Genomic DNA, 12,684 nt, shown 5'->3' on the forward strand with positions numbered 1-12,684 from the left:
TGTTGATTTAAGCATCTTCAAAATCATTAAATTTGGGACGGAGAAAATATAGTTGGATGATTAATGCGATGAAGACAATGATGGATAGCATGGCAAAATCTTTACCCAAACTACCCGAATCAGTCGATTTCCCTAATAAATCTGTTATGAAGGCACCTGCGAAGACACCAGTCATATTCATTATTCCATAGGCTGTAGCTCTGGATTTTGGCGAAATAAACTGACAAAGTATTGGCATATTATTCGCATCGAACATGCCAAAGCCTACTCCGAAACATACTGCCGCTCCTACCACATGGAATAAAGAGTGCCCAAAACCAATTAACAACAGTGAGGGAATGGTTAGGCTTAGGCCAATTGCACTGGTATAAATACGTCCTTTAAGGTTTTTTTGCACCCATTTATCAGATAAAATACCACCGGAAATAACGCCAATAAATGAGGAGAATGCTATTGTTATTGTTGATAGTGGGCCAGCTTGCTCCATTGGCAAATTTAAATTTTGGGCAAATAAAGTTGGTAGCCAATTTTTTACGCCCCAACCTGGCAGACTTGGAATGGCAAAATAGAATAAGATGATCCAAAAAGAAATATTGCTAAACAGCAATGCCAGCGCTTTAAAAATCGGCACTTTTGGTGTAATCAAAATTTTATCTGATGTAATTTCTTTTACAGCATTTTTTTTATCCTTTAAAAAGAATACCAGGACAATTGCATAGGCAATACCAACGAAGCCAAAAGAATGAAAGGTGATCTGCCAGGAAAACCTAGATGCAATTGTGGCTCCAAAACCACCAAGGGCCTGCCCCATGTAAAGTCCAGTCATGTGGATGCCAATAGCCAAAGATCTGGTTTTCGAGCTGTGGTAATCTGCAATCAAGGATAAACCTGCGGGAATATACAACGCTTCACTAACACCCATTAATGCCCTTAACCAATAAATTTGATTAAAAGTTGTGGCATAACCCATTAAAAAGGTCACAAGTGACCAAACCATTAAACTGCCAACAATTAACCACTTTCGATTTAATTTATCCGCGATTATCCCAGATATAGGGCTCATTAATCCGTAAATCCAAAGAAATATAGCCATCAGGTAGCCAAAATTTGTTGCTGATTTTAACTCTGAAATATCCATCTGCATGGCGGGCTTCATGGTCGAAAGCATTTGGCGGTCCATATAATTAAGCAGGGCCACAAACCAAAGCAAACCAACAACCACCCATGTGTATCTGTTTGAATTTTTCATTGTATAAATTTCATTTTACCACGTAAAATATTCGGGGTTCTTACCCCCGCCTTAATTTCCCCTCCCGCTATAAATACATTATCATTAAAAAGGTTCGCATTCACCGTAACCGTGCCGTAAGGCATTTCATTTTTCAACAATGTCCACGTCTTACCAAACAAATTATATTTCAAAACTTTTCTGCTAAAACCAGGATGGGAGGATTGAACCTCTATTTTTTTCTTATTTAAAACTTCTTTTTTTTGGGCATCCCTCTCCTGCTCCATAGCAATTATTAGTTTCTCTGCTTTATTAAATGTTTCTCCTTCATCTCCGCTAAAAATCAAAATATCATCTCCATTAATAATACCTGAAGCAGCAGAAAGTGGAAAGGGGAGCGTTGGCATTTCCTTCCAAAAATTCTTTTTAATATCGTAGGCGTGAAAGGCATTATATATTTCACTAACCTGTTCAACTTTTTTGCATCTGCCACCAATAAGATAAACCTGACCAGTCTTTTCATCACCCAACAGAACAGCGTGAGAAGTGGCTAGCGGTAAATTTGACAAAGTTTTCCAGCCTTGAGCAGGATCTTTTAAATCCAGGGATAGAAACTCATCCCTGGCGCCAGAAGGTACCTCGCCACCAGATATATAAAGAATATTCCGAACTACTGTAAGAGATGCATTTGTCACTCCAAATGGTAAATCTGGCAAATATTCTATGCCTAAAATTTCTTCTTGTTGCTTCCATTTCAGTAAAAGTACTTTTTTGCTCAAGCCCAACTCATTCTCTCCGCCAGCAACAACAATACCTTCTTTAGTATTACAATTTGCTGCATAGGCTAGTTTAAAAGGTAATTTATAGCTAACGACTGATGGCGTTAAAGTTTTTTTTGAGTTGATATTTGGATAAACAATAGCATTATCGTAAGACTTTTTAGATCCACCAAGCCATGGCATTTTATCAGGAAAGTTTGTTCCTCCTGCAACAATAAGGGCATCGTTATGAATCCCTGAAATTGCTCCAGCTAATCCGATAGATTTAACCTGGTGTAATGCGGGGGGAATCGATGCCACGATTTTCCAATCGATAAGATCAACCGTGCGGTTCTGAGCCATTAATACTGGCGATAAAATTGAAGTTAACAATAAAGTAAGGTATATGGTTCTCATTAAAATTAATTAAAACACTTTTTATCCTGGGCCCAATAAGCGAGCCTTATGCGTATCGGTTGGTTAAGCTTTTGAGCGAAAATCTTCAAATTCAAGCGCATTTACATCGCCTGAAAAATTTGGAAACTGTTCTGAATTCATATTTCTTACAGGAAGGCGGAAATGCCCACAATCCATATCTATCAATTTCATGTATGATTTTCCTGTCGCTATCCCTCCATACTTCCCCAACAAGCGAATAAAATCGATTGACTTTTGTTGAAACATGGCCGCAGTTTTGAAGTCATTTTTTTCAAATGCAGCAATAAGCTGGTGATATACCGGTGCGATGTAGTTAAAAGTACTGCCAACGGATGCTTTGGCCCCCAGAACCAACGCAGATAGCATATTTTCATCCCTTCCCCATAGCATATCGTATCGGCCATTGTCAAAATTCATGCAGGAAAGAAAATCCATAAAATCTTCATGCGTATATTTTACACCAGCAAAGTTTTCAATCCCTTTAACCTCTGCTAAAAGGTCAATCATTGCTATGTTCGCCCCTGTTAATACTGGAATATGATAATAATAAAATGGCATTTGAGGAACTTCGGCGGCAATTTCTGCACAAATTTCCGCTAATACCGCAGCATTAGCGGGTTTGAAATAAGACGGGGCTGTAAATGAAACAGCATATAAACCAATAGATTGTGCATGGCGAGCTAGAACTTTACAATCTTGAATACACGTTCCGCCTAACAAAGTCATCACTTTAAAATCAGCATCTTGGTTTGTTGCATCTGCCCAAGCTTCTGCTACGAGCATTTTTTCTTCTTTAGTTAAAGATACACCTTCTCCGGTTGAACCGCAAATGAATGCGCCAGTGACCTCATTGCTTTTTAATAATTTGTAGTACGAAGGGATTAGTTCCAGGTTCAGTTTACCATTAGAATCAAAAGGGGTAAAAGGAGCGGCAATTAACCCTTCAAGTGGTTTGAAGTTCATTTCTATGAATTAAGTTTTATTAATATTTTTTTTTGTAAAAAATTGATTCAGAATTATGTCGTAAATAAGAAATCTGATAACTATTCTTTGTTTTTGATAATAAATATTACAGACTGTAAAGATTAATTTTCACAGTCTGTAATAGCACCTAGGTTTTAGGCAACCTATTTTGGTTTAGTAGTAGTATAACCTGGTGTTTGATTAACCAATGGATCATTAGTCCATATTCCTGGTTCAATTGGCCAAAGAATTTTATATCCTTGAGTTGCTTTATCTAAAACACCATATTTATGACCAGCGGATTTAAATACCAATGGCTCACTTCCGAATTTCATCCTTCGCAAATCATACCATCTCTTACCTTCGAATACAAATTCTTTACTTCTTTCAGAAAAGATTGCTAACTCATTTGCATCCTTAGTACCATTTACAAATGGTGTTGGATCAACAGCTGGAGAAAAAGCTCTATCTCTAATTGATTTAATATATGAAGAAGGATCTGCCCCTTCCGCATTCGCAATTTCAGCAAGCATTAATACTCTATCTGCCTCACGGTAAACCGGCCAATCATCTGTAAAATACTTTTTATTTGTAGTTGTAGCGGGATCTGGGCCAATAAATTTAACTAATGCAGTATTTCTTATAGTTGGTACTCTTGGTGTAACAGCAGTATTAACCTTATAATAATCATAAAAAGTTGCATCTCTCCTATTATCTGTTACTTGATAAGTTTGAAACAACTCAAAAGTATATGCATAACGCTGTATAACTTGTTGAGAATTTGTCAATGCTAATTTTAATGGATCAATTAAAAAATTTCCTACACCAGCAGTTGCTAATGAATCTTTATAATGCTGCCCATCAAAATTGAAGGTAGAATATGTAAATGCACCAATATTAGGCATTTCAGCTTCACCTACTGCATATCGAACTGCAAAAATAATTTCTGCGTTATTTTTAGTTTTGAAAACATTTGCAAAACTAGCCGCAGTACCTGTCAATAAGCTTGATCCTGTAACCGCATTAAGAGCAGTTTTTGCTTCGGCTAAATCTGCAGTTGCACCATAAACTTTGGCAGACCATAAGTAAACTTCTCCTTTTAGCATTAATGATGCATTTGGCGACCAAAGAGTTTTATCTGAACTGCTTATACCACTATATAAACTTACAGATTTATTAATATCGGCTTTAATTGTAGCTAATACTTCAGCCTCTGTAGCTCTGGCTTTACGCAATTCAATAGGATCAGTTTTACCATTCGAAACCTCTGGTTCTAAACGAATTGGAACACCTCCATAAGTACGCAACAGGTGGAAGTAATAATATGCTCTTAACCCGTAAGCCTGGCCTAAAAATGCTTTTTTTCTTGCATCAGAAAGAAATGAAATTGCTTCAACTCTCTGAATAAACAAATTAATTTGCAACAACGGACCATAAAAACCTGCCCAACTACCTACACCAGTCGAAATTTCTGAAAGGTCCTGTTGTATAATAGGGAGTTCATTCAGAGAGGTGTTTTGTCTATCAACATTACTAAAACTTCCGCCCCGCATTTCACCTAAACGTTCGAACTGTAATTGATTGTTTCTAAACTGGTTATGTATGCCAGCCATGAAATTATTTACTTGTGCTTCATTTTGCCAAAAGTTTCCATCTCCAAAGTAATCCTCTGGTGTTAGATCTAATGCTTTCTTGCAGGACATGGTACTTATTATCAGCGTAAATACCAATGCTATATATTTTAACTTATTCATAATAATTCTTTTAAAAGGTTAAGTTAGCGCCAAAAACAAGTTGAGTAGGAATTGTGTAAGCACTATTTTGTGAACCAGTACGTTCAGGTAAGTTAAGTTGCTTATTGGTTATATAACCCAAATTTTGTCCTGTAACTGTGAATGTTAAGGCTGATATCCTTGCTCTTTTAAGTAAGTTGGGTGGAATTGTATAACTTAACGATACTTCTCTAAAGTTCAGATAACTGGAATTTACCCAAAACATATCACTTGGCCTATCAAAATTCTTTGCATTTAATTGATCGGCCCATGTGTATCTTGGAAGTGAAGCATTAGGATTTTGAGGAGTCCAAGTATCTTTAACAGCTTCGGTTGCGTTAAACTCCCCTTGAAAACTTCCTAAAGCCCACATTTGCATAAAGTCCATTTGTTTAAACCCAATTGCAAAATCTAAACGTGCGAATAAACTTAAGCCTTTCCACGAAACCGAGGTAGTAATGCCGCCCGTCCAACGAGGTAAAGTATTCCCCAATTTAACCATGTCTCTGGTATCGATAGTGTCATTTTGATCAATATCCTTCCATCTCGCATCACCTAGTTGGGTTGCGATAAATGTTGGAGCAGCAGCATTTGGATTTAAATTTTTGCTGGCAATCAACGCCTGACTGGCTACTTTTTTTCCTGCAGAAGCACCATACCATACTTGTCCAGCAGCTAAATCTACTTTATTGTAAGCAGCAAGGTCAGCAGAATTTCTTATAATACCATCTTGAACAAAACCATATATTGCACCCGGCTCCTGTCCTTCCTGAAGTCCTCCTACCCAAATCAGACGATTTGTTGCTGGATCGTATATTTGTTGTCCCCCTTGTCTATTGTTTTCATTTCCGTTGTAAGGAAGTTTAATTACTTTATTCTTATTCCAAGAAGCGTTTGCTCCAACTTCCCATTTTACTGCGCTTTTCTGTAAAATTTTATAATTTGCTTCTAATTCTACACCCGTATTCCTAAAGCTTCCATTATTTGTACGTATCTGCGAAACACCTGAAGAAGTTGGCGTTTGTACGAAAGTGAGCTTATCTGATGTAATTCTATTGTAAGCTGCTGCACTAGCAGTTAACCTGTTCTTAAAAAAGCCCATATCAAAACCAGCCTCTAAAGTTTTACTTATTTCTGGTGTTAACTTTGGATTTGCAGGCGTATTTAAGAAACCAATAACTCCGTTGTAAGCACTTTGAGGTCCATAAGCACCTTGTAACTCATATAAGCCGATAGCGTTTGAAGTTCCAATTCCAATATTTCCACTTTTACCATAACTTGCTCTTACTTTTAAGAAAGATAACCAGTTTTTAGTAGACTCCATAAAATTTTCTTTTGAAGCAACCCAACCCACAGAACCAGCAGGGAATATACCATATTGATTATCTCCGATTAATCTTGAAAAACCATCTCTTCTAGCGGTGATCGAAGCTAGATATTTGCCATCCCAATCGTAATTTACACTCGCAAATTGCGACATAATGCGTTCTCTTTGATGATAAGAATCAATACTCCTTGCACCGATACCAGAAACATCGTTAACCGTTAAACCAAGGTCTTGAAAATCATCTGTAGGAGCTAATTTCCCGCTTGCAGAAAGTCCTTTAGCATAAGCATCAAAATATTCTGCACCAACTAAGGCATTTATATTATTTTTACCAAACTGTTTTTTATAATTAAGGACAGCATTGTAAGTTTGATTCGTTGTACGACCAAAAGATGCAGCCGATGCGCGATCTCTGTTCCATCCTGTAGCAGAATTGGTTAAACTCATAATACCTGTTCTATAATCTTTATTAAAGCTTTCATAAAAGCCTTCATCATAAAACAAAACACCTTTTACCCTAAGAAATAAATCTTTAGTAAAATTCACTTTTAAAGCTTGACTAAAGGTAAATTTGTCTGTTTGATTATTTACTTTATACTTATCAATATTAATTATTGGATTACCGTCACTGGCATCACGACCTAAAATTAAATCGCCATTTTCGTTCGTACCACGCATAGTTGGAGGTGCGGAAAGCATACGTCCCCAATAATTACTCTCACCATTTGTAAGCGATTGATCCCTCCAATTGGCTCTAATAAATTGCACACTACTTTCTGATTTTAACCAATCTTTAATATTATAATCGCCATTAACGGTAAAATTTAAACGACGATAAAATGTAGCTAGAGAAAGTCCTCCTTCATTATAATATCCTAAAGTAGCGTAATATGCACCTTTCTCATTTCCACCACTCATGCTAACATTATAGTCTTGAGTAAGTGAACTTTTTTTCAAACCATAATCTCCATAGTTAAAGTCTTTATAGAGTAAATCAGCATAAGTTCCATTTGGATCATAATTTCCAGCAGCATTTGTAGGTACTGCATCTTTCATGGTTTTCCAACCTGGTTTACCTACCAATTCCTGGTTAATAGAGTTTAATCGCATTGTACTCCAAATAGCAGCACTATTATAATTACCATCTAATATATTACCTGCAGCGTCTTTGTATAAGTTACCAGTACTTCTGGGTCCTACAGCAGATAATGCTGTGTTAGAAGCAACTGTACCCAATGTCCCATTCCTTATCGCTTCTACCACCCCTAAACGTGTCCAAGTAATATAGTCTTCCGCATTTAAAAATTTATAAGGGGTATTTAAATAATTTATTCCTGTTTGCGATTTTAATGAAATAGAGGAAGAACCTGCTTTACCCCTTTTTGATGTAATTAGAATAACACCATTGTTAGCTCTAGCACCATAAATAGCTGTAGCTGAGGCGTCCTTTAATACTTCAATACTTTCAATTTCTTCCGAATTGATGTCACTAAGAGAACCCCTAACCTGACCATCCATTAGAATTAATGGACTTCCACTTCCATCAAAGTTAGTTCCACCCCTTAAAGTGATACTGGCAGCAGACCCTGGTCTGCCTGTTGCTGTAGAAACTCTCAAGCCCGGAATTGTTCCAGCCAATGCTTGCGCAGGATTAGAGCGAACACCCGTTTCCAAAACCTTGGAATCTAATTTAGAGACTGAACCTGTTAATTTTGATTTTTTAATGGTGCTATAGCCCACTACCATTACTTCATCCAAATCTTTGTCATCCTCAACTAAGGATACATTGATGGTAGTACTACTACCCACTGTAACTTCTTTAGATGTAAAGCCCGTAATAGAAAACACAAGAACATCTCCACTTTTAGCTACGATTCTGTAGCTTCCATCATTACCGGCGGCAACAGCAGTTTTCGTGCCCTTTACGCTGACTGTTGCACTTGGAATGCCTGCTTTAGAGGCATCAGTAATTTTACCCGATATTGTACCGGACTGGGCAATAGCTGTAAGTGTAGTTAAGCATACAGCCAGACTAAGTATAAAATACCTAGTGAATGTTTGGTAAATTTCTTTCATTTTTAGTTATTAGGTTAGATTATGTTATACATAATAAATCGAAATAACATATTATTGTGTTTATTTGCAAATAATTAACAATTTATTTTTAAACCTTAAACTGTGGCTTTTACTATATTTGCTTCACAGAAGCATAAAAAGCCCTATTCGACTAATAATACATAATAATGGATTCCATACTTGATTTTAATAAAGTAGACACAAGTTCACTTGTTGACCGCGTTGAGGATAATCTTGTACAACTATTGCAAGAAAAAAAACTCAAAGTAGGCGATAGTATTCCAACGGAACTCGAACTTTGCAATATCTTAGGGGTAAGCCGCACCGTTGTACGAGAAGCACTGCTTCGCCTAAGAATGATGGGGTTAATAGATTCAAAGAAGAAAAAGGGCGCTGTCATCACCTCGCCAGATATTTTTGGTGTACTCAGCAAAAGCATGAATCCGCACATTCTGGATCAGGAAACACTTAAAGAAATTTTTGAAATTCGACTTGTCTTAGAAATTGGAATGGCAGATTTTATATATAATAAGATTACTGCTTCGGATATTAACGAATTAAAAGTAATTGTTGCCAATGAACCTGCTGGAGCAAGCGATTTCCTTTTTAATATTGATCACGAAATTGCTTTTCATGGCAAGCTGTATGAAATTACAGGCAATTCAACGCTTAAAAAGTTTCAGAATTTACTTTTGCCAATTTTTGACTATGTTAATAACAGTGGCTTATTGAAAAAGAATGCCAAGCTGCACAAATTTGTTTCTCATAAAGGTCTTGTTGATATTTTAGAAAATGGATCACCTGAAATCTTTCGCAATGCGATGAGAAATCATTTAGAGAATCATTTTGCCAGACTTTTTTCAAACGAATAGCATTTATATTTTTTAAATAAATTATTCGATAACTTATTTTAAGGTGGGCGCAATTAAATAGCTTCCCCACCTTAAAGACTTGTATTTTATAGAGCACATAACTAATTTTATTCTTGGGTATTAATCGGCAGCCCTGTAAACCCGAACCCAATCCACTTCCATTACAAAAGGTAAATCTGCTTTATCAACACTTCCTGGCCAGCCCGCTCCTCCAGATTGATTTAATATTAAATAAAATGGCTTGTCAAATGGCCATTGTTTCGAACCACCGTCGGCATCTCGCTTATAGGTATATTGATGGACGCTATTTACATAGAAAGCTATCGAATCTTGCGTCCAGCTTACGCTGTAAGTGTTATACTCCCGCTCCTTGTAGGCGGCTTTATGGGTTGCAGAGCTTCCCCCCTGCGCATCAGTTACATATCCATTGTGTATGGTTTGGTGAACAACGTTTTCTTGGTTGACATGCTCCATGATATCAATTTCGCCACTACCAGGCCAGTTCCCATATAAAGGATTTTCGGGCATCATCCAAATTGCCGGCCAAGACCCTTTGCCTTTATTAAATTTCGCCCTGACTTCAACCTTTCCATAAGTTAAATTAAATTTTTCTGAACTTTGTATTCCTCCCGAATGGTAAGGAATTTTATCGTCACTAATGCTTTGGTCATCCATTCGAAGAATCAGTTTTCCACCTTTTTGAAAAACATAATCAGCAGAGGGTGTTAAAAACTTTGCCCAGGCAGGATTGCCCCTAGGAGAAAAGGACCATTTACTTTCGTCAAACTTCCCTGATAAACTAAAGTGATCTGAAAAAATAAGCTTCCAGTCTTTCTTTTGGTTTTTATCCTTTACCCCTTTCATGGGAACATTTATAACAGCCGCAGAAGAAGATTGCGCCATCGAATACAGATGAATTGAGAAAATAATCGCTGCAGTAAATAGGCATTTAATATATATATTTATCATAATTTTTATTTTTTTTATCTCAAATTAAATCAAACCTAAAATTTGGTCGGCTTATTTGACATCTAAAGCGAGCGGATTACTTCCGCAGTTAAAACCTGGTTATACACGGCAAGCGATGCAAAACTTCCGGCAAAACTATTAAGGGGATCACCAATATATTTTAATGGAAAAAATAAGGTTTGCACAGTTGCCATTTTATCTTTGGTATTTTTAAAAATCTGCATTTTTCCTTCCAGGCGTTCTACAAAAATTCCGTTCACATAAAGCGAAGTTCCTTTGCTATCACCACTGATGGCAATTTTTGTCCACACCTCTTCTGGCACAACATAATTAAAATTATAATCATAGCCATCTCTAGAAAATCCTAGTTTATTAGTATTAAGTTGTTTAAGTTTCACAGATGAACTTGGAGATGAAAAAAGCACCGCATTGTTTTGGTTTCCCTTTGATGGTTTTACTTCAAAACAAACCGTATATCCATAACCAATCTCATTTATTGGTGTTTGAACAAAACTTTTCCCGCCTTTAAAATGAATCATTTTCTTCATCCCATTTAAAGGCTCGGTATTTGCGTTTGTAAGCGGCTGTTGTTTGTTCCCACTTATATCTTTAAACTGATTTCCAGACGACAGATAATGTAAGACTAAATTACTTTTGCCCAAGTGCTTTCCACGAAGATTAATCCCCGGACCTTCCCCTATTTTGCTGCTAAGCGATTGAAATTTATCAAAGGTTAACAAACTATCTGCTTTATTGCCTATCCACATTTTCTGAGCCAGCACTTGCAATGCAGGGAAAACACGATCTGTAACATCATTTTGCGAAATTCCATTTCCAACATGGTCGTTCCATACGGCGAAAGCACCTCCTTTTATTTGAGGCATATTTTCGGGAAAAACTTTATCCCCAATTACATTTGGCGCCCATTTTTTATAAACGTTATTCAAATTCAAATAATCAAAATAATAACCAGCTTTTGGTACAATGTATAACCATTGATCGGGGGTACTGATTCCGCTATATCCTAATGCAAACATATCAGCTGGCTCGGCAAAGCCGTTGTACCATAAGTTCATGGTTATATTTTCAGATTTAACGGGCGTTTTCCCTTTAGCATGCGTAAGAGCGCCCCATAACCTAACTTTTTTATTATATTTTTCTACAAATTTTATAGTGCTATCAGTAAATTTTCTAAAATTTTCAGCTTCTTCTTTTGCATATTCATCGGTACCAATATGAACTTCTTTGTTAAAAAACACAGGATTAGAACCCTGTAGGTATTCTTTAAAAATATTGTGCATTACTTCGTAACTTTTTGGGTTACTGATATCCAAATGATCGGCTCCATATTTCTTGCTGGCTAACTCTGAAAACACCTTAGTAATGGCCAACGCATGCGCAGGGGCATCGATTTCCGGTATAATATTTACGCCGTAAGCATTACCGAGTTTTTGCAAATCGATAAACTCTTGCTTACTATAGCTTCCATCTTTTGCGGTAAGCGTTGGGTAAGTGTCATTTTGCAATCGAAATGCAGAGTAAGTTTTACTCCAGTCATCATTAAAAAACTGTTTAAAGCCGTTATCGTTTAAATGAATTTGAAAATCATTCAGCTTGTAATAAGACATAAGCTTTACATAATCTCGAAGAAAATCAATGGTGAAGAATTTTCTGGCCACATCAATAACAAAACCCCTAACTTCATATTTGGGTGCATCGAATGCAATACCTTTAGGTATTTTCTGATGGGCAGGATCCTGTTCTAAAATCTGAAGTATAGTACGCGTTGCCCAAAAAGAACCGATTGGTTTTGTTGAATTTATAGTTAAATAATCATTTATTCGCAGTAAGTAACCTTCTTTGGCATTTGGTACCTGAGCGGTATCAGAATCAAAAAATATATCACCTTTCGAGGGAGCTCCTATTTTAATACGAACTTCCTTTCTAGGATAAACAGCCTTTAAATCGTTCGCAAACGTTTTAATGTAACCATTGAGTTCTTCATTTGAAATAGGCTTGGCGGTTACCAAGTTAATGGTGTTTTTAAGTGCAAAAAAACCAGTTTCGCCCGACCATTTTTGAAGTTTAGGAATTACAAACGGCTCACTGTTTTGTGCATAAACCTGACAGGATACCCCGAGAAATAAGATGGTAGTAATTTTTTTAAAGTTCATTAATTGCTGTTTTACTTAAAGCTAGAAAACTAGCTCTTGTTTATTAAATTTTAATGTTATAGTTGATAAAAATAGCCTCTGCAACATGTATTCGTATTACAAGGAAG

The 12,684-nt window shown here is 36.6% G+C and carries 8 protein-coding genes; 1 reads left to right on the top strand and 7 read right to left on the bottom strand.

Annotation, left to right across the window (positions count from 1 at the left end):
• Positions 1–7: 7 nt before the first annotated feature.
• The 5 genes from ABD692_RS00610 to ABD692_RS00630 all read right to left on the bottom strand — a co-directional run bounded on the left by ABD692_RS00610 (position 8) and on the right by ABD692_RS00630 (position 8,562).
• Positions 8–1,249 (bottom strand): MFS transporter, encoded by a 1,242-nt coding sequence (locus tag ABD692_RS00610; RefSeq protein ID WP_344764129.1) that lies wholly within the window; start codon positions 1,247–1,249, stop codon positions 8–10.
• Positions 1,246–2,403 (bottom strand): tRNA wybutosine-synthesizing protein 4 beta-propeller domain-containing protein, encoded by a 1,158-nt coding sequence (locus tag ABD692_RS00615; RefSeq protein WP_316757029.1) that lies wholly within the window; start codon positions 2,401–2,403, stop codon positions 1,246–1,248. The genes ABD692_RS00610 and ABD692_RS00615 overlap by 4 nt, the downstream gene beginning before the upstream one ends.
• 63 nt (positions 2,404–2,466) lie before the next feature.
• Positions 2,467–3,387, bottom strand: a complete 921-nt coding sequence (locus tag ABD692_RS00620) for a dihydrodipicolinate synthase family protein (RefSeq protein ID WP_344764132.1) — start codon at positions 3,385–3,387, stop codon at positions 2,467–2,469.
• 164 nt (positions 3,388–3,551) lie between these two features.
• Complete coding sequence (locus tag ABD692_RS00625; RefSeq protein WP_344764134.1) at positions 3,552–5,141, bottom strand: RagB/SusD family nutrient uptake outer membrane protein; 1,590 nt, start codon at positions 5,139–5,141, stop codon at positions 3,552–3,554.
• Between the two features lie 10 nt (positions 5,142–5,151).
• Positions 5,152–8,562: a SusC/RagA family TonB-linked outer membrane protein gene (locus ABD692_RS00630; RefSeq protein WP_344764135.1), complete on the bottom strand. Its 3,411-nt coding sequence runs from the start codon at positions 8,560–8,562 to the stop codon at positions 5,152–5,154.
• Between the two features lie 167 nt (positions 8,563–8,729).
• On the opposite strand from ABD692_RS00630, the gene ABD692_RS00635 reads away from it, so the two are divergent.
• Positions 8,730–9,434 (top strand): FadR/GntR family transcriptional regulator, encoded by a 705-nt coding sequence (locus ABD692_RS00635; protein ID WP_344764136.1) that lies wholly within the window; start codon positions 8,730–8,732, stop codon positions 9,432–9,434.
• Between the two features lie 120 nt (positions 9,435–9,554).
• Here the strand turns inward: ABD692_RS00635 and ABD692_RS00640 are convergent, their stop codons facing one another.
• Together ABD692_RS00640 and ABD692_RS00645 are read right to left on the bottom strand one after the other, a co-directional pair.
• Positions 9,555–10,403 carry a glycoside hydrolase family 16 protein gene (locus tag ABD692_RS00640; protein ID WP_344764137.1) on the bottom strand — a complete coding sequence of 283 codons (849 nt, stop codon included), beginning with the start codon at positions 10,401–10,403 and terminating at the stop codon, positions 9,555–9,557.
• A gap of 62 nt (positions 10,404–10,465) precedes the next feature.
• Positions 10,466–12,577 carry a family 20 glycosylhydrolase gene (locus tag ABD692_RS00645; RefSeq protein ID WP_344764139.1) on the bottom strand — a complete coding sequence of 704 codons (2,112 nt, stop codon included), beginning with the start codon at positions 12,575–12,577 and terminating at the stop codon, positions 10,466–10,468.
• Between the last annotated feature and the right edge of the window lie 107 nt (positions 12,578–12,684).

The sequence above is a fragment of the Pedobacter ginsengiterrae genome (assembly GCF_039537385.1).
GTDB classification, from domain to species: Bacteria; Bacteroidota; Bacteroidia; order Sphingobacteriales; family Sphingobacteriaceae; genus Pedobacter; species Pedobacter ginsengiterrae.

What these genes read in the sequence shown, in the direction of transcription:
- ABD692_RS00645 (WP_344764139.1), bottom strand. Translation starts at nt 12,577, where the DNA reads ATGAACTTTAAAAAAATTACTACCATCTTATTTCTCGGGGTATCCTGT.
- ABD692_RS00640 (WP_344764137.1), bottom strand. Translation starts at nt 10,403, where the DNA reads ATGATAAATATATATATTAAATGCCTATTTACTGCAGCGATTATTTTC.
- ABD692_RS00630 (WP_344764135.1), bottom strand. Translation starts at nt 8,562, where the DNA reads ATGAAAGAAATTTACCAAACATTCACTAGGTATTTTATACTTAGTCTG.
- ABD692_RS00635 (WP_344764136.1), top strand. Translation starts at nt 8,730, where the DNA reads ATGGATTCCATACTTGATTTTAATAAAGTAGACACAAGTTCACTTGTT.
- ABD692_RS00620 (WP_344764132.1), bottom strand. Translation starts at nt 3,387, where the DNA reads ATGAACTTCAAACCACTTGAAGGGTTAATTGCCGCTCCTTTTACCCCT.
- ABD692_RS00610 (WP_344764129.1), bottom strand. Translation starts at nt 1,249, where the DNA reads ATGAAAAATTCAAACAGATACACATGGGTGGTTGTTGGTTTGCTTTGG.
- ABD692_RS00625 (WP_344764134.1), bottom strand. Translation starts at nt 5,141, where the DNA reads ATGAATAAGTTAAAATATATAGCATTGGTATTTACGCTGATAATAAGT.
- ABD692_RS00615 (WP_316757029.1), bottom strand. Translation starts at nt 2,403, where the DNA reads ATGAGAACCATATACCTTACTTTATTGTTAACTTCAATTTTATCGCCA.